Consider the following 19,643-nt stretch of genomic DNA (forward strand, 5'->3'; position numbering starts at 1 on the left):
GCGGTCCCTTATTGCTGGTCTTTGTTGAGCTTGGTGAAGTGCTCATGGGGGTTTTCCGGGCTGTGGTGCGCGGCGCTGGCCGAACGGCTCTGCTCGGCACCGGCCCACAGGCGCTCCAGGTCATAGAACTGACGCGCCGAGGCGGTCATCATGTGCACGATGACATCGTCCATGTCCAACAGCACCCAGTCGCTGTCGCCCTTGCCTTCTTCACCCAGCGGCTTGACGCCCTGGGCCTTGACCGCTTCGCGGACCTTGTCCAGCATCGCGCCAATCTGGCGGTTGGAGGTACCGGTGGCGATGATCATGTAGTCCGTGATGCTTTGCTTTTCACGAACGTCGATCACCTGGATGTCCTGGGCCTTGACGTCTTCCAGGGCCGCCACGGCCACCTTGACCAGCTCTTCGCCGACCAGCGCCACGCCGGTATGCGCCTCTACAGGCAGCGGGGCGCTCTTGAACGTGCCCTTGCGCTTTACTTTGCTTACGTCTTTGTCAGTCATATAAAACTCGTTTTGCTCGTATGTTCGGGCGCTTCGCTACACGCATTCACGTGCCTTGAAGCGCGCCTTTTTCAGTTCGACGCACGGTAAAGCCCGTGCGCATCGATGTAGGCCAGGACCGCGTCGGGCACCAGGAAACGTACCGACTTACCGCTGGCCAGCAGTTGACGGATCTGGGTGGCGGATACCGCGAGCGGCGTCTGCCAGACGAATGCAATCTGTCCGCTCGGCCCTTTCAGGGCCAGCGGGTCGCTCACCGAGCGGGCCGCCAGCAGGTTGCGCAAGGCATCCGGCGGCTCGCTGTCGGCATCCGGGCGTTGCAACACCAGGATGTGGCAATGCTGGAGCAACTCCTCCCAGCGATGCCAAGTGGGCAGGCCGCAAAAAGCGTCCCAGCCCAGAAGCAGAAAAACCTGGGCATCAACGGCCAGTTCGGCGCGTATCAGCTCCAGGGTATCAATGGTGTAGGACGGTTTGTCCCGCTGCAATTCGCGGGCGTCCACCACCAGCGGTGCCACACCGGCCACCGCGCACTCGACCATCGCCAGACGGTCCTGCGCCGACACCTGCGGCGTGTCCCGGTGAGGCGGCCTGGCGCTGGGCGTCAGGCGTAGCTCATCGAGGGCCAGGGCGTCGGCGACTTCCAGCGCACCGCGCAAATGGCCGATGTGCACCGGGTCGAACGTGCCTCCCAGGATACCGATGCGCCGGGGCGCAGTGGTCGTCGTCACAGCGGTCGGCGGGTCGAGGTCGCCCAAGTCAGACCGGCTCCTGTCCGCGCAACTGGCCGTCACCGACCACAATGTACTTCTCGCAGGTCAGGCCTTCGAGGCCCACCGGGCCGCGGGCGTGCAGCTTATCAGTAGAAATGCCGATCTCGGCACCCAATCCGTATTCAAAGCCGTCGGCGAAGCAGGTCGGGGTGTTGATCATCACCGACGCCGAATCCACTTCGGCCACGAAACGCCGGGTTTCGCCCTGGTGCTCACTGACGATGGAATCGGTGTGGTGCGAGCCGTGGCGGTTGATGTGCTCGATGGCCTGGTCCAGCCCGTCGACCACGCGGATCGACAAGATCGGCGCCAGGTACTCGGTGTCCCAGTCTTCTTGCGTGGCCGCAACGGCCTCGATGATAGCCCGGGTACGCTCGCAACCGCGCAGTTCGACGCCTTTTTCGCGGAACTGGGCGGCCATCGACGGCAGGAAGTCCCGGGCAACGGCCTGGTCCACCAGCAGGGTTTCCATCGCCCCGCAGATACCGTAGCGGTAGGTCTTGGCGTTGAAGGCAATGCGCTGGGCCTTGGGCAATTCGGCGTGGGCACTGACATAGACGTGGCAGATGCCGTCCAGGTGCTTGATCACCGGCACGCGGGCGTCACGGCTGACCCGTTCGATCAGGCCCTTGCCGCCACGTGGCACGATGACATCGACGAATTCGGGCATGGTGATCAGGGCGCCGACTGCGGCGCGGTCGGTGGTCTCCACCACTTGCACCACGGCCGCCGGCAGATCGGCCTCGGCCAGGCCGCGCTGGATGCAGGCGGCAATGGCACGGTTGGAATGGATGGCCTCGGACCCGCCCCGCAGGATGGTCGCGTTACCCGACTTCAGGCACAGGCTCGCGGCGTCGATGGTCACGTTCGGCCGCGACTCGTAAATGATCCCGACCACGCCCAGGGGCACGCGCATCTTGCCGACCTGGATGCCCGACGGGCGGTAGCTCATGTCGCGGATCGCCCCGACCGGGTCCGGCAGGGCCGCGACCTGGCGCAGACCGACGATCATGCCGTCGATGCGGGCCGGGGTCAGCGCCAGGCGCTCGAGCATGGCCGGTTCGAGGCCATTGGCCCGGCCGGCGGCCAGGTCCAGCTCGTTGGCGGCGGACAGCTCGGCGCGCGCAGCGTCCAGCGCATTGGCGGCGGCCTGCAGGGCGCGGTTTTTCTGCGCGGTGCTGGCCCGGCCGATGATGCGCGACGCTTCGCGAGCGGCGCGACCCAGGCGGGTCATGTAGTCAAGAACGGACTCAGTCATGGTCTGTGTGGTCTTGGCGATGGGGAAAGCGGCAGATTATAGCTGTCGTAACCCTCGACTAACAGCATGGACTCGCAGTGGTGACCGGCGGAGAAGTAAAACAGGCGTAAACAGCCGGTTGAAGCGAGTGTTCAGCGGTGATTAAGCTTTCCATTGCTATCATCGCGCTTCCTCTGGCCTCACTTCGTCTATCGACATGACCGATTTGCCATCGCCCAACGCCCTGCCCCACGCCTTTTTCGACCGCGACGCCCAGGTCCTTGCCAAAGACCTGCTGGGCAAAGTCATTCGCCACAAGGTCGGCGACCTGTGGCTCAGCGCACGGATCATCGAGACCGAGGCGTATTACTTTGCCGAAAAAGGCAGCCACGCCTCGCTGGGCTACACGGAAAAACGTAAGGCTTTGTTTCTGGATGGCGGACACATCTATATGTACTACGCCCGGGGCGGCGATTCGCTGAACTTCAGCGCCCAGGGTCCCGGCAACGCGGTGCTGATCAAATCGGCCTACCCGTGGGTCGATGCCCTTTCCGGGCCGACGAGCCTGGCGCAGATGCTGTTGAACAACCCCGACGCCCAAGGCCGGCCGCGCACACCGCAGAAACTCTGTGCCGGTCAGACCCTGCTGTGCAAAGCGCTGGGGCTGAAAGTGCCGGACTGGGACGCCAAACGCTTCGACCCCGAGCGCCTGCTGGTGGAAGACGTGGGCGTGCCAACGGTCAATGTAATCCAGACCACCCGCCTGGGCATTCCCTTGGGACGGGACGAGCACCTGCCCTACCGCTTTGTCGATGCCGCCTATGCCCCGTGGTGTACCCGCAACCCGTTGCGACGGGGGCAGGTCGAAGGGCGTGATTATTTTTTGCTTTCATGAACACACCGCACAACCCTGTGGGAGCGAGCTTGCTCGCGATGGCGTCGGGTCAGCAGAATGGAGGTTGACTGACACACCGCAATCGCGAGCAAGCTCGCTCCCACAGTTTGAATCTTCAGTGATCTTGAATTTTCGTTCACACAGTAAAAACTGCACGCCAATCACTATTCAATGGAGTTGTCCTCATGGGCCCATGGCTCGATAGCATCACCGGCTGGCTGACCGTCAACCCGCAATGGCTGGCGGTGGCGGTGTTCATCGTCGCCTGCGTGGAATGCCTGGCCATTGCCGGCCTGATCGTGCCGGGTACGGTGCTGTTGTTTGCCATCGCCGTGCTGGCCGGCAGCGGCGCGTTGTCCCTGGGCGAGACCTTGCTGCTGGGCCTGCTCGGCGGCTTGCTGGGGGACCTGATGTCGTATTTCCTCGGCCGGCATTTCCACCAGAACATCCGGCGCCTGCCCGGGCTGCGCCATCACCCCGAGTGGATGAGCGCCGCGGAAAACTATTTCCAGCGCTACGGCATCGCCAGCCTGCTGGTGGGTCGTTTTATCGGCCCGCTACGGCCCATGTTGCCGATGGTGGCCGGGATGTGCGACATGCCGTTCCCGCGCTTCGCCGCCGTCAGCGTGTTGGCCGCGGCGGGCTGGACCGTGGCCTACCTGTTGCCGGGCTGGGCCACCGGGGCGGCGTTTCGCCTGCCGCTGCCCGAAGGGTTCTGGCCGCAGGCCGGCGTGGTCATCGGCAGCATCGCGGTGATGATCGGGCTGAGCGTCAACAGCAGCCTGCGTCGCCATCGCCATGCCTCGGCGCTGATCGCCGGTATCGGCCTGGTGATCCTGATCGGCCTGTTCATCGGCTTTCGTTACCTGACGGCGTTCGACCAGGGCTTGATGACCCTGGTCCAGGAGCATCGCAGCCCGACGCTGGACGAAATCGCCGTGACCTTCACGCTGATCGGCGAATTCCGCAACATGCTGATTTTCAGCGCACTGGTGACTGGGTTGCTGTTGCTGGCGCGCCAATGGCGCCAGGCAATCTTCGCCGGTGGCACGATGCTGCTCACCTCCTTGGCCAACACCGGCAGCAAACACTTCTTTGCCCGCGTGCGCCCGGAAATCCTCACCGACCCGCTGACCAGCTACAGCATGCCCAGCGGCCACGCCTCCGGGGCATTCGCGCTGTTCCTGAGCCTCGCCATCCTCGCCGGCCGCGGCCAACCGCCACGCCTGCGCCTGACCTGGCTATTGCTGGGCTGCCTGCCGGCCCTGGCCATCGCCCTGTCGCGGGTCTACCTGGGCGCGCATTGGCCGAGCGACATCGTCGCCGGCGCCATGCTGGCCGCCTGCGTCTGCGCCGCCGTCCTGTGGTCGAGCCAGCGCCAGACACCGCTGCCGGCCATGCCGCCGAAAATCTGGTGGCTGATTCTGCCGGCGCTGGTAGCGGTGTTCAGCTTCTTCGCGCTGCGGCATTTGCCCCATGCGATGTTGCGGTATGCCTATTAGGCAATCGCGAGCAAGCTCGCTTCCACGGGAGATTCATGGCGCAGCCCGAAACCACTGTGGGAGCGAGCTTGCTCGCGATGACGGCTGCACAGTCAATATTGATGCAAGCTGACCCGCCGCTATCGCGAGCAAGCTCGCTCCCACAGGGGAGCAGTGCTGTTTGGTGGTGTCAGGCGAAGAGTTCGCCCTGCAGCTCATCGAGCAACGCCTGGATCGCATCCAGGCGCTGTTGCGGGTCGTCGAGTTGCAGCAGGTCGATCTTGTCCAGCTCATTGAACGGCAGCAGGTAGGCCAGTTGATTGGCCAGCGATTGCTGGCTGGTCGCTTCGGTGCCCATGTTCAGGGCCTCGACCATCGGGTGCTCGGCCAGGGCCCTGAGCAGCGCCATCAGGTCGGCGTCTTCCTCTTGCAGCGGTTGCTCCGGTTCCTCCTCCAGCCACTCGGCTTCAGCGAGCATCAGTTGATCCGCCTGGACGCTGGTGCCATGGACGATAAAGCGCCGCCCACCCTCCACGCGAATGCCCAGCAGACCATTGTCCTGCTGGGAGAAATCAGTAATGCGCGCTTCACAACCGACCCGCGCGAAGCCTTCAGGCGCGTGACCGACTTCTTCGCCATCGAGGATGCACACCACCCCGAAGCCTTCGCCTTTTTTCATGCAGCGCCCAATCATGTCGAGGTAACGCGCCTCGAAAATCTGCAAGTCGAGGATGCAACCGGGGAACAGCACGGTGTTCAACGGGAAAAGCGGCAAGCTCATAACCAGATCCTTAAACGGTCATCGACACCACCAACGGCAATAGCACCGCCGTGGCCACGCCCATCAGACTCATTGCCAGCGCCGCAAAGGCACCCGACTCCTCGCTTTCCTGCAACGCCACCGACGTGCCCACCGCATGGGCCGCCAGCCCCAGGGCCATGCCCCGGGCCTCGGGGCTATGGACACCCAACCGGGTCAGAATACTCGGACCGAGGATCGCCCCGAGTACACCGGTGATCAACACGAACACCGCCGCCATGGCCGCCACGCCGCCGATCTGCTCGGCCACCAGCATGGCGATCGGCGAAGTCACGGACTTGGGCGCCATGGTCATCAGGATCATGTGCTCGGCACCAAAGGCCCAGCCCAACAGCACCGCAGAGCCCGTGGCAAACACCCCGGCTATCACCAGCGTAGTAAAAATCGGCCAGAACAACTGCCGGATCCGTCGCAGGTTCAAATACAGCGGCACCGCCAGGGCCACCGTGGCCGGGCCCAGCAGAATGCTGAGGATCTCGGTGCTCTTGCGGTACTCGGCATAGCCGATGCCGCAGCCGACCAACACGCCGATCAACAGCACCATCGACATCAACACCGGTTGCAGGAACACCCAGCGAGTCTTTTCGAACGCCGCCAACACCAACTGATAGGCACCCAGGGTAATGCCGATGCCGAACAGCGGATGATGGATCACCGACGTCCAGGCGCCCTGCCAGTCGAGCATCATTGGCTGTCCTCCGGGGCGGCGACGTGACGGCGGGCCAGGCGCTGCATCAGCACGCCCGTCAGCGCCACGGACAGCACCAGGGACAAGGTCAACGCGCCAACGATGGCCCAGAAATCGGCGGCAATCGCCCCGGCATAGACCATCACCCCCACCGCCGGCGGCACCAGCAGCAAGGGCAGGTAACGCAGCAGGCTACTGGCGGCCAGGTTCAACGGTTCGCTGACTTCACCGCGCATCACCAGATAGCCCAGCAGCAACAGCAGGCCAATGATCGGCCCAGGCAGCACCGGCAAGAACAAATGATTGATCGCAGTGCCCAGCAATTGAAAAAACACCAGCCAGGTCAGGCCTCGTAGCAACATCCGCTCTCTCCCCCTGCAACAGCCCCAATGAACGCGCCAATTCGGTTCACTCAAGCGAGCGGCGTGATTATGTGGCGAGGGAATTTGCTCCCGCTGGGCTGCGCAGCGGCCCCATTTCATGAGCGCTTCGCACTCAAGCGGGAGCAAGCTCCCTCGCCACGGAATCAAACGCACACGTTAAATGAACGGAATTGCAAAGAATGCGCCGGCATTATAAGCATGCCCGCGCTATGGGTCGGCATTCGTAAAAAGCATGTTCAGTGACCTTACTTGCACGCCATGTTGATCTACAGTGGTTTTTCGGGGACGCCAATCCCCGCTCCAGAAAAAGTAAAACCGATGAACCCAAGGAGAGTCTCAATGCCCTACGTCCCCGTTGCAGCGCTCAAAGATTATGTCGGCAAGGAACTTGGACGTTCCGAGTGGCTCACCATCGATCAGGCGCGCATCAACCTGTTCGCCGAAGCCACTGGCGACTTTCAGTTCATCCACGTCGACCCGGTCAAGGCCGCGCAGACCCCGTTTGGCAGCACCATCGCCCACGGTTTCCTGTCGCTGTCGCTGATGCCCAAGCTGATGGAAGACATCCTGATCCTGCCCGAAGGCGTGAAGATGGTCGTCAACTACGGCCTGGACAGCGTGCGTTTCATCCAACCGGTGAAGGTCGATTCCAAGGTCCGGCTCAAGGTCGACCTGGTGGACGTCACCGAGAAAAAACCCGGCCAATGGCTGCTCAAGGCCACCGCCACGCTGGAAATCGAAGGTTCGGAAAAACCGGCCTACATCGCCGAGCCGCTGTCGCTCTGCTTCGTGTAAACCTGTGCGGTCGCGAAACCGCTCATGCAGTTTCGCATCGCTTCCCTATATTCAATGCGCATAGCTGCGGCATACTCGTGGCCTGATGACCTGGATCCCGTTATGCGCTTATTCGTCCCACTGACCCTGACCCTGTTGCTCACCGCCTGTGGCGGCGGCGAATCGCCGCTGCCTCCCGACGCACGCCTGCCCGACGGCGGCCGCTATCGCGGTGACCTGGTGGACGGGCTGCTGCAAGGCCAGGGGCGCATCGACTACCCCAACGGCAGCTGGTATGCCGGGCAGTTCGACAAGGGCCAGTGGCACGGCACCGGGGAATGGCACGGCAGCAATGGCGAGGTCTATCGCGGCCAGTTCCACCAGGGCCTGTTCCACGGCCAGGGCAGCCTGACCACCCCCACCAGCAGCTACACCGGCGGCTTCAAGCTGGGGCGACGGGACGGTGAAGGGACGCTCAAGGAAAACGGCATGACCTACCGGGGCGAGTTCAAGGCCGACCGCTATTCCGGCCTCGGGCGCCTGGAACTCGACGACGGCAGCCAGTACCAGGGCCCCTTCGTCAACGGCAAGCCCAACGGTGAAGGCCAGCGCTTCGACGCCAGCGGCAACCAGTTCACCGGCCATTTCGTCGACGGGCAACTGCAGGGCAAGGGCACCTTCAACAGCGCCGATGGCGATGTCTACATCGGCGGTTTCAGGAACAACCAGCTCAACGGTCACGGTCGCTACGAAAATGCCGACGGCGATGTCTGGATCGGCCGGTTCAAGGACGGCGCGCTGACCGGCAAGGGCGAACTGATCGGCGCCGACGGCAGCCACTACCTCGGTCAATTCAATGATTGGCGCTTTACCGGCCAGGGCCGCCTGAACCTGCCCGACGGCAGTTTCTACATCGGCCAGTTCGAAAACGACAGCTACCACGGACGCGGCACCCTGGTGCTGACCGATGGCACCGTGCAAAGCGGCACCTGGGCCAAGGGCCAACGGGTGCGCGACGCGGACGGCAGGCTGTTGCCGGATGTGCTCGAACTTGGCCTGCTGGCCCAGGGCCGCCTGCTGGAGGAGGCCCTGGCCAACATCCCGGCCTCGACCCCGGCGGTGGAGCTGTACAGCCTGACCCTGGGCGGCGACGGCAAGCAAAGCGTGTTCCTGCGCGAATCCGACTATGTCGCCAACATGCTCGCCAGCCGTTTCGGCGCGTTCGGGCAGATCCGCCTGGTGAACCACCGCGATCACCTCGGCGACCGGCCCATGGCCAGCCGCGAAAGCCTGCGCCGTGCCGCCGCGACCCTGGCCGAGCGCAGTGGCCCGGAAGACCTGATTTTCATCTACCTGACCAGCCACGGTACCAGCGAGCATGAACTGGTGCTCGACCAGCCGCGCATGGAACTGGCCGACCTGCCCGCCGACGAACTGGCCGTGGTCCTGGCGCCGCTGAAGAACCGCGACAAGATCGTGGTGATCTCGGCCTGCTACTCCGGCGGCTTCATCCCGGCGCTCAAGGATGAACGCACCTTGATCATGACCGCCTCCCGGGCCGACCGGGTGTCCTTCGGCTGCTCCGAGGAAGCCAACTTCACCTACTTCGGCGATGCGCTGTTCGCCCAGGCCTTGAACCAGACCGACGACCTGGAACAGGCGTTCAAGCGGGCCAAGGCCACCGTGGCCGAGCGGGAACAGGCGGACAATTTCGAAGCCTCCGAACCGCAGATGTGGGCGCCCAGGACAGTCCTTTCCCACTGGCAACTGCTGCGCAAACAGCAGGCCCGCAAAGCATTGCAAAGTACTGCATTGAACGACGGGGCCACAAAGAGCAACTAAGCTGAACCGTATCAAGGGGGGAACACTATGTACTTGACGCCTCAGCATGTTTTGCTCGCCGGCGCTACCGGGCTGACCGGGGAACATCTACTGGACCGGCTGCTCAACGAGCCGACCATCACCCGGGTCCTAGCCCCTACCCGCCGGCCACTGGCCGAACACACGCGCCTGGAAAACCCGGTGGGGGAGCCGGCCCAGGTGTTGCCTCAACTCAGCGGCCAGGTCGACATCGCCTTTTGCTGCCTCGGCACCACTATCAAGAAAGCCGGCTCCGAAGCGGCCTTTCGCGCGGTGGACCTGGACCTGGTGGTGGCGTTCGCCAAGCGCGCCCGGGAACTGGGCGCGCGGCACCTGTTGGTCATCAGTGCCCTGGGGGCCGACGCCAAGTCATCGATCTTCTACAACCGGGTCAAGGGTGAGATGGAAGCGGCCCTCAGGGCCCAGGACTGGCCGCAATTGACCCTCTGCCGCCCTTCCCTGCTGCTGGGCGACCGCGTCGAACCGCGCCTGGCCGAGCAACTGGCCGGGCCGTTGTCGAAGCTGATCCCAGGCAAGTACCACGGCATCGAAGCCTGCCAACTGGCCTGGGCCATGTGGCGCCTGGCGCTGGAAGAGCAGGATGGGGTGCGGGTGGTGGAATCGGATGAGTTGCGTAAGCTCGGCAAATGATTCTGCAGCGCCTGACTGGGCCTCATCGTGAGCAAGCTCGCTCCCACAGTTGACCGAGTTTCGCCAGGAAGAATCAGGTCGAATGTGGGAGCGAGCTTGCTCGCGATGGGCGCACCACCGCCCCAAAGCCAAGCCCCCATTCCGGTGTTTGCTACATCCCCCCAGTCGCCCGGAACCCCACGCCGATTGCGGTGAACAACGACAACGGCAACAACAAGGTATCCAGCAGCGCACTGCCCGGCAGATCGACGCCAGGATAGCTCGGCGCCTCGGCCCCGAAGCGGTCCTTGGCGCAGCAGCCGCCGTTGAGCGCGTAAAGATCCAGGCGCGTGCCCGCGTACACCACCGGCGCACCGGGCTTGGCCGCGTCGAGGGTGCGGGCGGTGGCGCAGCCGGTCAGTTGCAGCGCCAGCAGCACGATCAGCAGCTTATTCATCGCTGCTCAAATGATGCTCGCCCCAGCGCGGCAGCATGTCCTGGGGGATGTTCAGCAGGTTGAGAATCCGCGCGACGACGAAATCGATCAGGTCGTCGATGGTCTGCGGCTGGTGATAGAAACCCGGCGAGGCCGGCAGGATGGTCACGCCCATGTTCGACAGCTTGAGCATGTGCTCCAGGTGAATGCTCGAATACGGCGCTTCCCGCGGCACCAGGATCAACGAGCGGCGCTCCTTGAGCGTGACGTCCGCCGCCCGTTCGATCAGGTTGTTGCAGGCCCCGGTGGCAATCGCCGACAGCGTCCCGGTGGAACACGGCACCACCACCATGGCCGCCGGCGCGCCGGAGCCCGAGGCCACCGGTGACATCCAGTCTTCCTTGCCATACACGCGAATCTGCCCCGCCGCCGCACCGGTGTATTCGGTGAGGAAGGCTTGCATCATCTGGGTCTTGGCCGGCAGGGTCACGTCGGTCTCGGTGGCCATCACCAGTTGCGCGGCCTTGGAGATCAGGAAGTGCACCTCGCGGTCTTCGCGCACCAGGCAATCGAGCAGGCGCAAGCCGTACTGGGCGCCGGAAGCGCCGGTCATCGCCAGGGTGATGCGTTCCGGACTGTTGTTCATCGCAGCGCCTCGGCCAGTTTGCCGTGCAGGCCGCCGAAGCCGCCGTTGCTCATGATCACCACGTGGGTACCGGGCTGGGCCTGGCTCTTCACGCGCTCGATGATGCCTTCCAGGGAATCGCTGACAATCGACGGCACCGTGCACAGCGCGGCGGTGGCGCCGAGGTCCCAACCCAGGTTAGCCGGTGCGTACCAGATCACCTGGTCGGCGTCGACCACGCTTTCCGGCAGGCCATCGCGGTGAGCGCCGAGCTTCATGGAGTTGGAGCGCGGCTCGATGATCGCGATCAGCGGCGCCTCGCCGATGCGCTTGCGCAAACCGTCGAGGGTGGTGGCGATGGCGGTCGGGTGGTGGGCGAAGTCGTCATAAATGGTGATGCCGTTGACCTCGGCGACTTTCTCCATCCGCCGCTTCACGCTCTTGAATGCGCTCAACGCGGCGATGCCCATGGACGGCACCACGCCGACATGCCGGGCCGCCGCCAACGTCGCCAGGGCGTTGGCGACGTTGTGCTGGCCGGTCATATCCCACTCGACCACGCCTTGGGACTGGCCTTCGAACATGACTTCAAATTGCGAACCGTCATCCTTGAGCAACTTCACCTGCCATTGACCGCCCGCACCGGTGGTTTGCACCGGGGTCCAGCAGCCCATTTCAATGACACGCTGCAAGGCCGGTTCGGTGGTCGGATGGATCACCAGGCCTTCGCTCGGAATGATGCGCACCAAATGGTGGAACTGCCGCTCGATGGCCGAAAGATCAGGGAAGATGTCGGCGTGATCGAACTCAAGGTTGTTGAGGATCGCTGTGCGTGGACGGTAGTGGACGAATTTCGAGCGCTTGTCGAAAAACGCGCTGTCGTATTCATCCGCCTCAATCACGAAGAACGGCGTGCCCCCCAGGCGCGCCGACACCGAGAAATTCTGCGGCACGCCACCGATCAGGAAACCCGGGCTCATGCCCGCGTGTTCCAGGACCCAGGCGAGCATGCTGCTGGTGGTGGTCTTGCCGTGGGTGCCGGCCACGGCCAGGACCCAACGGCCCTGCAACACATGATCGGCCAGCCACTGCGGCCCGGACACGTACGGCAGGCCTTTGTTGAGCACGTACTCCACCGCCGGGTTGCCCCGGGACATGGCGTTGCCGATGACCACCAGGTCCGGCGCCGGGTCCAGTTGCGCCGGGTCGTAGCCTTGGGTCAGTTCGATGCCCTGGGCTTCCAGCTGGGTGCTCATCGGCGGATAGACGTTGGCGTCGGAACCGGTCACGTGATGGCCCAGCTCCTTGGCCAGGACCGCCATCGAACCCATGAAAGTGCCGCAAATACCGAGAATATGGATGTGCATAGTCAACCTCGTAAAACATGGCCGCAGGTTAGCGTAGGGAGGGGGAAATCGCACCTTGTGTTTCGAACGCCAGCCATCAAGACACCGCAAATACCCTGTGGGAGCGAGCTTGCTCGCGATAGCGGTCTCACCGCCAACACATGTGTTGAATGACACACCGTTATCGCGAGCAAGCTCGCTCCCACAGTTGAATGTACAACCCGGCGGTTCAACTATCAGTGGCTCAGCGGGCGATAGCGTGTTTACGCAACTTTCGATAGAGGGTGTTACGGCTGATGCCCAGTTGCTCGGCGGTGTGGGTCATGTGCCAGCGCTGGCGCTCCAGTGCATCGAGCAACGCCAGCCGCTCGGCATCTTCCAGTGGCCGTTCTGCCACCGTTTCAACCACAGTCACCGGGCGCTGGCGAATCATCGCCGGCAAGTCCTCCAGCCCGATCCGTCCGCCTTCGCACAACGCGGCGAGGGTGCGCAGTACATTGCGCAGTTGCCGCACGTTGCCCGGCCAGTCGAACCCTAGCAACGCCTGGCGCGCCGGCTCGTCGATGAGCACCGTCTCGGCCCCGCTCTCCTCTGCCAACAGGAAGTCCAGCAACTGCGACTTGTCACTGCGCTCGCGCAACGGCGGGAGGGGGATTTCCAGGCCATTGAGGCGGTAATACAAATCCTCGCGGAAGCTGCCGTCCCGCACCCGGTCGAGCAACTGCCGGTGGGTGGCGCTGATGATGCGCACGTTCACCGCCTCGGGCTCGCCGCCGATGGGCACCACCTGGCGATCTTCCAGCACCCGCAGCAAACGGGTCTGCAAGGCCAGGGGCATGTCGCCGATTTCATCGAGGAACAGCGTGCCGCCGTCGGCCTGTTGCAGCTTGCCGCGCATGCCTTCCTTGCGTGCGCCGGTGAAGCTGCCGCCGCGATAACCGAACAGTTCGCTCTCGATCAGGCTTTCGGGGATGGCCGCGCAGTTGAGGGCGACGAAGTGCTTGCCGGCGCGCTGGCTGGCGTGGTGCACGGCCTTGGCGAACGCCTCCTTGCCGGAGCCGGTTTCGCCATGGATCAGCAACGGCACATCGCGCTCGAACACCCGCAGCGCCTTGCGAAAATGCTCCTGCAACGCCGCATCCCCCAGGCAGATACCCGGCAGCCGCGCGGGCTCGATGGCCTTGAGCAGCGCCGGCGCGACCGGCACCGGCACACTGCGCGGCTGCCCACGCAACACCGCGAATAAATGCCGGCCATCACGGGTGCGCAACGGCCAACTGGCGCTGGCCTGGGGGCTGGCGCGGCCGAGCAGCTCGTCCAGTGAACAGTCGAAAAAGTCTTCCACCCGCTGGCCCAGCAAGCTGCCGCGAATATGCCCCAACAGGTTGAGGGCGCTCTGGTTGACCGCACAGATCCGCCCTTCGCCGTCGAACGCCAGCAAGCCTTCGCTGAACAGCCCTACGGATTCGGCCTGCAAATGAAAGCGCAGCAGCCATTGATTGTCGAAGCAACGGAGGAAATAGCAGCTCTCGATCATCTTCGCCGAGAGATTGACCAGGGCCATGGTGTGGAACTGGCTCTGGCGCGACACGTCCGGCCGCGCCGAGGACACGTCGAGCACCGCGAGCAATTCGCCCTGGGGATCGAACACCGGGCTGGCCGAACAGGTCAGGCCGGTGTGGCGGCCGCGAAAGTGTTCTTCCTGGTGGATGGTCAGGGCCTGGCGTTCCACCAGGCAGGTGCCGATGCCGTTGGTGCCTTCGCAGGCTTCGCTCCAGTCGGCGCCGAGCCAGAGGCCGGCCCGTTCGAAAATCTTCCGTTCGCTGGGGGCGGTGACGCAGTTGAGAATCACGCCCCGGGCGTCGGTCAGCAACACCGCGTGGCCGGCGCCGGAGAGTTGCTGGTGCAGGCTGGTCATTTCATTGCCGGCGATGTGCAGCACCTGTTGCAAGCGCTCGCGGCTCTCCAGCACCCGGCCATGCTCGAGCACCGTCGGCGCCAGGTTCTGGGCCGGGTCGAGGTGATAGTCCTCGAGGCAGCGCAGCCAGGAACGGGCAATCGACGGATCGCTGCCAGGGCCCTGCAAATGGGCCTTGCCCTGGGTGACCGTCAGGACTTGCTGGGCATGGCGACTCAAATGGTTGCTGTGCATTTCTTATTATTCTCCCCGAGGGTAGCGCCCCTCAGCATCCTCCAGCCCAACCGCCTTTGCAATGCTGGCGCGACCTGCCAGTCACAGACTGTCTCGCATCTGGCGCAAACTGTCACACCCGCTGTATCGCAAGCGTCACACACCCCCTCCGTTTGTCCGACCAACTCCTCCTAAAGTCTTGATTTCCGGGCCCTGCAAGGCAATGGCCCGACCTTTGCTCTAGGCTTTACTACCAGCGCTCGATTTTGCGCGGCCTCCCGTATAAGCACAAAAGCCAAGGAGAACTCATCATGCGTTACGCTCACCCCGGTACTGAAGGCGCTATCGTTTCGTTCAAGAGCAAATACGGTAACTACATCGGCGGCGAGTTCGTCGCGCCGGTCAAAGGTCAGTACTTCACCAATACTTCCCCGGTCAATGGCCAGCCCATTGCCGAATTCCCGCGCTCCACGGCCGAAGACATCGAAAAAGCCCTGGACGCCGCCCACGCCGCCGCCGATGCCTGGGGCGCCACCTCGGCCCAGGCCCGTTCGCTGGTCCTGCTGAAAATCGCCGACCGCATCGAGCAGAACCTCGAACTGCTGGCGATCACCGAGTCCTGGGACAACGGCAAGGCCGTGCGCGAAACCCTCAACGCCGACATTCCCCTGGCCGCCGACCACTTCCGCTACTTCGCCGGTTGCCTGCGGGCCCAGGAAGGCGCGGCCGCCGAGATCGACGGCAACACCGTGGCCTATCACATCCATGAACCCCTGGGCGTGGTCGGGCAGATCATCCCGTGGAACTTCCCGCTGCTGATGGCCGCCTGGAAACTCGCCCCGGCCCTAGCCGCCGGTAACTGCGTGGTGCTCAAGCCGGCCGAGCAAACCCCGCTGGGCATCTGCGTGCTCATGGAGCTGATCGGCGACCTGCTGCCGCCCGGCGTGCTGAACGTGGTGCAAGGTTTCGGCAAGGAAGCCGGCGAAGCCCTGGCCACCAGCAAGCGCATCGCCAAGATCGCCTTCACCGGCTCCACGCCGGTGGGCTCGCACATCATGAAATGCGCCGCCGAGAACATCATCCCGTCCACCGTGGAGCTAGGTGGCAAGTCGCCGAACATCTTCTTCGAAGACATCATGCAGGCTGAGCCGAGCTTCATCGAGAAAGCCGCTGAAGGCCTGGTGCTGGCGTTCTTCAACCAGGGCGAAGTCTGCACCTGCCCATCCCGCGCCCTGGTGCAGGAATCGATCTACGACGAATTCATGCAAGTGGTGATGAAAAAAGTCCTGCAGATCAAACGCGGCGACCCGCTGGACACCGACACCATGGTCGGCGCCCAGGCGTCCGAGCAGCAATTCGACAAGATTCTTTCGTACCTGGAAATCGCCAAGGGCGAAGGCGCCGAACTGCTGACCGGCGGCAAAGTGGAAAAACTCGAGGGCAACCTGGCGACCGGGTACTACATCCAGCCGACCCTGCTCAAGGGCACCAACAAAATGCGTGTGTTCCAGGAAGAAATCTTCGGCCCAGTGGTGAGCATCACCACCTTCAAGGACGAAGCCGAAGCCCTGGCGATCGCCAACGACACCGAGTTCGGCCTCGGCGCCGGCCTGTGGACCCGCGACATCAACCGCGCCTACCGCATGGGCCGGGCGATCAAGGCCGGTCGCGTGTGGACCAACTGCTACCACCTGTACCCGGCCCATGCCGCGTTCGGTGGCTACAAGAAGTCCGGCGTGGGGCGTGAAACCCACAAGATGATGCTCGACCATTACCAGCAGACCAAGAACCTGCTGGTGAGCTACGACATCAATCCGTTGGGGTTCTTCTAAGCCATTGGGGCGAGGCAGGGCCTCCTGCTTTGCCCTTTAGATAGCCATCGCGAGCAAGCTCGCTCCCACAGGGGTCTGTGGATAACTCTTTTTCTGGGTTGGCATAGATCCACTGTGGGAGCGAGCTTGCTCGCGATGACGCCCTCACTGACAACATCAAAACACCACCCCACCGCTCTGGCACGAGCCTTGCGTGCCCGCTCCACAGCAAACCCGAAAGTCCAACAGATCAAACAATAAAAAAGACAGAGAGGACTTATGACTTCTACCACCCAACTCAAACCCACACTCGGCACCCTGCATTTATGGGGCATCGCCGTCGGCCTGGTGATTTCCGGCGAATACTTCGGCTGGAGCTACGGCTGGGGCACCGCCGGGACCCTGGGCTTTCTCGTCACCGCCCTCATGGTGGCGCTGATGTACACCTGCTTCATCTTCAGTTTCACCGAACTGACCACCGCAATTCCTCACGCCGGCGGGCCGTTTGCCTACAGCCGACGGGCCTTTGGCGAGAAAGGCGGGCTGATCGCCGGGATCGCCACCCTGATCGAATTCGTCTTCGCGCCCCCGGCCATCGCCATGGCGATTGGCGCCTACCTCAACGTGCAATTCCCGGAACTGGACCCCAAGCTCGCGGCGGTCGGCGCGTACATCGTGTTCATGACCCTGAACATCCTCGGCGTCAGCATCGCCGCCGCGTTCGAACTGGTGGTCACCGTGCTGGCGGTCGCCGAGTTGCTGGTGTTCATGGGCGTGGTCGCGCCGGGCTTCAGCTTCAGTAACTTCGTGCTCAATGGCTGGGCCGGCTCCAACGAGTTCAGCCTCGCCTCGATCCCGGGCATTTTCGCGGCGATCCCCTTCGCCATTTGGTTCTTCCTCGCCATCGAAGGCGCGGCCATGGCCGCCGAAGAAGCCAAGGACCCGAAACGCACCATTCCTCGCGCCTATGTCAGCGGCATCCTGACCCTGGTGTTCCTCGCCATCGGCGTGATGATCATGGCCGGCGGCGTGGGTGACTGGCGCACCCTGTCGAACATCAACGACCCGCTGCCCCAGGCCATGAAGGCGGTGGTCGGCAACAATTCAACGTGGATGCACATGCTGGTGTGGATCGGCCTGTTCGGCCTGGTGGCAAGCTTCCACGGGATCATCCTCGGCTACTCGCGGCAGTTCTTCGCCCTGGCCCGGGCAGGCTACCTGCCCCGAGGCTTGGCGAAACTGTCGCGCTTCCAGACCCCGCACCGGGCGATCCTGGCCGGCGGCGTGATCGGCATCGCGGCGATCTACAGCGATGGCCTGGTGAACCTGCAAGGCATGAGCCTGACGGCGGCGATGATCACCATGTCGGTATTCGGCGCCATCGTGATGTACATCATCAGCATGCTCAGCCTGTTCAGGCTGCGTAAGACCGAACCGAACCTGGAACGCACCTTCCGCGCCCCGGGCTACCCGATCGTGCCGGGCATTGCGTTGTTCCTGGCGGTGGTGTGCCTGGTGGCGATGGCGTGGTTCAACACGGTGATTGGCTTGGTGTTCCTCGGCTTCATGATTGTCGGCTACCTGTATTTCCAACTGACCGCCAAGCAACGCTCCGATGCACCGGCGGACGCTATGCTCACAGGTATCTGAACGTTGCACCGGCGCCGGGCCGAGGGCCTGGCGCCTGCCATTTAAAAGTGCACACCAACCCTCTGTGGGAGCGAGCTTGCTCGCGATAGCGGTCTAACATCCGGCACATGTGTTGAATGACACACCGCTATCGCGAGCAAGCTCGCTCCCACAGGGTTATGGGGTGTATTAAAGTTTTTTAGAGAATCAGGAGGACACCGCCCATGGCCGCATTCGCCCATTCCGTCGGCGCCCAGACCTATCGTTTCGACAGCCTCAAGGACCTGATGGCCAAGGCCAGCCCGGCGCGCTCGGGGGATTTCCTCGCCGAAATCGCCGCGCTCAACGATGGCGAGCGGGTGGCCGCGCAAATGGCCTTGGCCGACCTGCCCCTCAGCCATTTCCTGCAGGAAATGCTGATTCCTTACGAGGCCGACGAAGTCACCCGGTTGATCGTCGACACCCACGACAAACAAGCTTTCGCCACCGTCAGCCACCTCACGGTCGGCGGTTTTCGGGACTGGCTGCTCAGCGACGCCGCCGATGAAGACAGCCTGCGGGCACTGGCCCCCGGCCTGACGCCGGAGATGGTCGCGGCCGTGTCGAAAATCATGCGCGTACAGGATTTGGTGCTGGTGGCGCAGAAAATCCGCGTGGTCACCAAATTCCGCGGCACCCTCGGCCTGCGCGGGCGCCTGTCCACCCGCCTGCAACCCAACCACCCCACCGACGAACCCGCCGGGATCGCCGCGAGCATCCTCGACGGCCTGCTCTTCGGCAACGGCGACGCCATGATCGGCATCAACCCGGCCACCGACAGCACCGCCTCGATCTGCGCCATGCTGGAAATGCTCGACGCCATCATCCAGCGCTACGACATTCCCACTCAAGGCTGCGTGCTGACCCACGTCACCACCTCCATCGAAGCGGCGAACCGCGGCGTGCCCTTGGACCTGGTGTTCCAGTCCATCGCCGGCACCGAAGCGGCCAACGCCAGTTTCGGCATCAGCCTGAGCATATTGAAGGAAGGCTACGACGCCGGGCTCAGCCTGAATCGCGGCACCCTGGGCAACAACCTGATGTATTTCGAAACCGGCCAGGGCAGCGCGCTGTCGGCCAACGCCCACCACGGCGTCGATCAACAGACCTGCGAGACCCGGGCCTACGCCGTCGCACGGCATTTCAACCCGTTTTTGGTGAACACGGTTGTAGGCTTCATCGGCCCGGAATACCTGTACAACGGCAAACAGATCATCCGCGCCGGCCTCGAAGACCACTTCTGCGGCAAGTTGCTGGGCGTGCCGATGGGCTGTGACATCTGCTACACCAACCATGCCGAAGCCGACCAGGACGACATGGACACCCTGCTGACCCTGCTGGGCGTGGCCGGGATCAACTTCATCATGGGCATCCCCGGCTCCGACGACATCATGCTCAACTACCAGACCACCTCGTTCCACGACGCCCTCTACGCCCGCCAGACCCTGGGCCTGAAGCCGGCGCCGGAGTTCGAAACCTGGCTGGCGAACATGGGCATCTTCACCCAGGCCGATGGCCGGGTGCGGTTCGGCGACAACCTGCCACCGGCGTTCCGTCACGCCCTCGCGCATTTGGGATGAGA

General features: G+C 63.6%; 18 protein-coding genes. 8 read left to right on the forward strand and 10 right to left on the reverse strand.

Going from position 1 to position 19,643, the window contains the following annotated elements:
* Positions 1 to 8: 8 nt before the first annotated feature.
* From rsfS to BM321_RS19295, 3 genes are all read right to left on the reverse strand, one after another.
* Entirely contained in the window at positions 9 to 503 is a 495-nt protein-coding gene (gene rsfS / locus BM321_RS19285) for a ribosome silencing factor (RefSeq protein WP_092333771.1), read from the reverse strand.
* Positions 504 to 574: 71 nt separating this feature from the next.
* Positions 575 to 1,261, reverse strand: coding sequence for a nicotinate-nucleotide adenylyltransferase (nadD, locus tag BM321_RS19290; protein WP_092205230.1), 687 nt, complete (start codon positions 1,259 to 1,261; stop codon positions 575 to 577).
* A gap of 1 nt (position 1,262) precedes the next feature.
* Positions 1,263 to 2,534 (reverse strand): glutamate-5-semialdehyde dehydrogenase, encoded by a 1,272-nt coding sequence (locus tag BM321_RS19295; protein ID WP_092444056.1) that lies wholly within the window; start codon positions 2,532 to 2,534, stop codon positions 1,263 to 1,265.
* A 196-nt stretch (positions 2,535 to 2,730) separates the two neighbouring features.
* On the opposite strand from BM321_RS19295, the gene BM321_RS19300 reads away from it, so the two are divergent.
* Both BM321_RS19300 and BM321_RS19305 read left to right on the forward strand, forming a co-directional pair.
* On the forward strand, positions 2,731 to 3,408 hold the full coding sequence (locus tag BM321_RS19300) for a DNA-3-methyladenine glycosylase (protein WP_092333777.1): 678 nt from the start codon (positions 2,731 to 2,733) through the stop codon (positions 3,406 to 3,408).
* Positions 3,409 to 3,593: 185 nt separating this feature from the next.
* The gene (locus BM321_RS19305) at positions 3,594 to 4,910 is read left to right on the forward strand and encodes a bifunctional DedA family/phosphatase PAP2 family protein (protein ID WP_092333779.1); all 1,317 of its coding nucleotides are present in this window, start codon (positions 3,594 to 3,596) and stop codon (positions 4,908 to 4,910) included.
* Between the two features lie 169 nt (positions 4,911 to 5,079).
* Here BM321_RS19305 and BM321_RS19310 read toward each other — a convergent pair whose 3' ends face one another.
* From BM321_RS19310 to BM321_RS19320, 3 genes are read right to left on the reverse strand one after another with little or no spacing between them, the layout of a single operon-like run.
* Positions 5,080 to 5,670, reverse strand: a complete 591-nt coding sequence (locus BM321_RS19310) for an LON peptidase substrate-binding domain-containing protein (protein WP_092444058.1) — start codon at positions 5,668 to 5,670, stop codon at positions 5,080 to 5,082.
* 10 nt (positions 5,671 to 5,680) lie between these two features.
* On the reverse strand, positions 5,681 to 6,397 hold the full coding sequence (locus BM321_RS19315; protein WP_092444060.1) for an LrgB family protein: 717 nt from the start codon (positions 6,395 to 6,397) through the stop codon (positions 5,681 to 5,683).
* Positions 6,394 to 6,759 (reverse strand): CidA/LrgA family protein, encoded by a 366-nt coding sequence (locus tag BM321_RS19320; protein ID WP_060740472.1) that lies wholly within the window; start codon positions 6,757 to 6,759, stop codon positions 6,394 to 6,396. The genes BM321_RS19315 and BM321_RS19320 overlap by 4 nt, the downstream gene beginning before the upstream one ends.
* 360 nt (positions 6,760 to 7,119) lie before the next feature.
* On the opposite strand from BM321_RS19320, the gene BM321_RS19325 reads away from it, so the two are divergent.
* The 3 genes from BM321_RS19325 to BM321_RS19335 all read left to right on the forward strand — a co-directional run bounded on the left by BM321_RS19325 (position 7,120) and on the right by BM321_RS19335 (position 10,065).
* Entirely contained in the window at positions 7,120 to 7,575 is a 456-nt protein-coding gene (locus BM321_RS19325; protein WP_092333782.1) for a MaoC family dehydratase, read from the forward strand.
* A 102-nt stretch (positions 7,576 to 7,677) separates the two neighbouring features.
* A complete protein-coding gene (locus BM321_RS19330; protein ID WP_092444062.1) occupies positions 7,678 to 9,396 on the forward strand; it encodes a C13 family peptidase in 1,719 nt (572 codons plus the stop codon).
* Positions 9,397 to 9,423: 27 nt separating this feature from the next.
* Entirely contained in the window at positions 9,424 to 10,065 is a 642-nt protein-coding gene (locus tag BM321_RS19335) for an oxidoreductase (RefSeq protein ID WP_092444064.1), read from the forward strand.
* Positions 10,066 to 10,216: 151 nt separating this feature from the next.
* Here the strand turns inward: BM321_RS19335 and BM321_RS19340 are convergent, their stop codons facing one another.
* The 4 genes from BM321_RS19340 to BM321_RS19355 form a co-directional block, all read right to left on the reverse strand.
* Complete coding sequence (locus tag BM321_RS19340) at positions 10,217 to 10,501, reverse strand: YceK/YidQ family lipoprotein (RefSeq protein WP_072411944.1); 285 nt, start codon at positions 10,499 to 10,501, stop codon at positions 10,217 to 10,219.
* Positions 10,494 to 11,126: a flavin prenyltransferase UbiX gene (gene ubiX / locus BM321_RS19345; RefSeq protein WP_092205237.1), complete on the reverse strand. Its 633-nt coding sequence runs from the start codon at positions 11,124 to 11,126 to the stop codon at positions 10,494 to 10,496. Before ubiX ends, BM321_RS19340 begins: the two co-directional genes overlap by 8 nt.
* Positions 11,123 to 12,472 (reverse strand): UDP-N-acetylmuramate:L-alanyl-gamma-D-glutamyl-meso-diaminopimelate ligase, encoded by a 1,350-nt coding sequence (gene mpl, locus BM321_RS19350; protein ID WP_092333788.1) that lies wholly within the window; start codon positions 12,470 to 12,472, stop codon positions 11,123 to 11,125. The genes ubiX and mpl overlap by 4 nt, the downstream gene beginning before the upstream one ends.
* Positions 12,473 to 12,695: 223 nt before the next feature.
* Positions 12,696 to 14,603, reverse strand: coding sequence for a sigma-54-dependent Fis family transcriptional regulator (locus tag BM321_RS19355; RefSeq protein WP_092444066.1), 1,908 nt, complete (start codon positions 14,601 to 14,603; stop codon positions 12,696 to 12,698).
* Positions 14,604 to 14,893: 290 nt separating this feature from the next.
* On the opposite strand from BM321_RS19355, the gene BM321_RS19360 reads away from it, so the two are divergent.
* The 3 genes from BM321_RS19360 to BM321_RS19370 all read left to right on the forward strand — a co-directional run bounded on the left by BM321_RS19360 (position 14,894) and on the right by BM321_RS19370 (position 19,641).
* Entirely contained in the window at positions 14,894 to 16,414 is a 1,521-nt protein-coding gene (locus tag BM321_RS19360) for an acetaldehyde dehydrogenase ExaC (protein WP_092333792.1), read from the forward strand.
* A gap of 258 nt (positions 16,415 to 16,672) precedes the next feature.
* Entirely contained in the window at positions 16,673 to 18,043 is a 1,371-nt protein-coding gene (gene eat, locus BM321_RS19365) for an ethanolamine permease (RefSeq protein WP_092333794.1), read from the forward strand.
* A gap of 203 nt (positions 18,044 to 18,246) precedes the next feature.
* Positions 18,247 to 19,641 (forward strand): ethanolamine ammonia-lyase subunit EutB, encoded by a 1,395-nt coding sequence (locus BM321_RS19370; RefSeq protein ID WP_092444068.1) that lies wholly within the window; start codon positions 18,247 to 18,249, stop codon positions 19,639 to 19,641.
* Positions 19,642 to 19,643 lie beyond the last annotated feature (2 nt).

This window comes from Pseudomonas sp. NFIX10 (assembly GCF_900111955.1).
Classification (GTDB): domain Bacteria; phylum Pseudomonadota; class Gammaproteobacteria; order Pseudomonadales; family Pseudomonadaceae; genus Aquipseudomonas; species Aquipseudomonas fluorescens_AA.

What these genes read in the sequence shown, in the direction of transcription:
- rsfS (WP_092333771.1), bottom strand. Translation starts at nt 503, where the DNA reads ATGACTGACAAAGACGTAAGCAAAGTAAAGCGCAAGGGCACGTTCAAG.
- BM321_RS19295 (WP_092444056.1), bottom strand. Translation starts at nt 2,534, where the DNA reads ATGACTGAGTCCGTTCTTGACTACATGACCCGCCTGGGTCGCGCCGCT.
- BM321_RS19300 (WP_092333777.1), top strand. Translation starts at nt 2,731, where the DNA reads ATGACCGATTTGCCATCGCCCAACGCCCTGCCCCACGCCTTTTTCGAC.
- BM321_RS19305 (WP_092333779.1), top strand. Translation starts at nt 3,594, where the DNA reads ATGGGCCCATGGCTCGATAGCATCACCGGCTGGCTGACCGTCAACCCG.
- BM321_RS19310 (WP_092444058.1), bottom strand. Translation starts at nt 5,670, where the DNA reads ATGAGCTTGCCGCTTTTCCCGTTGAACACCGTGCTGTTCCCCGGTTGC.
- BM321_RS19315 (WP_092444060.1), bottom strand. Translation starts at nt 6,397, where the DNA reads ATGATGCTCGACTGGCAGGGCGCCTGGACGTCGGTGATCCATCATCCG.
- BM321_RS19320 (WP_060740472.1), bottom strand. Translation starts at nt 6,759, where the DNA reads ATGTTGCTACGAGGCCTGACCTGGCTGGTGTTTTTTCAATTGCTGGGC.
- BM321_RS19325 (WP_092333782.1), top strand. Translation starts at nt 7,120, where the DNA reads ATGCCCTACGTCCCCGTTGCAGCGCTCAAAGATTATGTCGGCAAGGAA.
- BM321_RS19330 (WP_092444062.1), top strand. Translation starts at nt 7,678, where the DNA reads ATGCGCTTATTCGTCCCACTGACCCTGACCCTGTTGCTCACCGCCTGT.
- BM321_RS19335 (WP_092444064.1), top strand. Translation starts at nt 9,424, where the DNA reads ATGTACTTGACGCCTCAGCATGTTTTGCTCGCCGGCGCTACCGGGCTG.
- BM321_RS19340 (WP_072411944.1), bottom strand. Translation starts at nt 10,501, where the DNA reads ATGAATAAGCTGCTGATCGTGCTGCTGGCGCTGCAACTGACCGGCTGC.
- ubiX (WP_092205237.1), bottom strand. Translation starts at nt 11,126, where the DNA reads ATGAACAACAGTCCGGAACGCATCACCCTGGCGATGACCGGCGCTTCC.
- mpl (WP_092333788.1), bottom strand. Translation starts at nt 12,472, where the DNA reads ATGCACATCCATATTCTCGGTATTTGCGGCACTTTCATGGGTTCGATG.
- BM321_RS19355 (WP_092444066.1), bottom strand. Translation starts at nt 14,603, where the DNA reads ATGCACAGCAACCATTTGAGTCGCCATGCCCAGCAAGTCCTGACGGTC.
- BM321_RS19360 (WP_092333792.1), top strand. Translation starts at nt 14,894, where the DNA reads ATGCGTTACGCTCACCCCGGTACTGAAGGCGCTATCGTTTCGTTCAAG.
- eat (WP_092333794.1), top strand. Translation starts at nt 16,673, where the DNA reads ATGACTTCTACCACCCAACTCAAACCCACACTCGGCACCCTGCATTTA.
- BM321_RS19370 (WP_092444068.1), top strand. Translation starts at nt 18,247, where the DNA reads ATGGCCGCATTCGCCCATTCCGTCGGCGCCCAGACCTATCGTTTCGAC.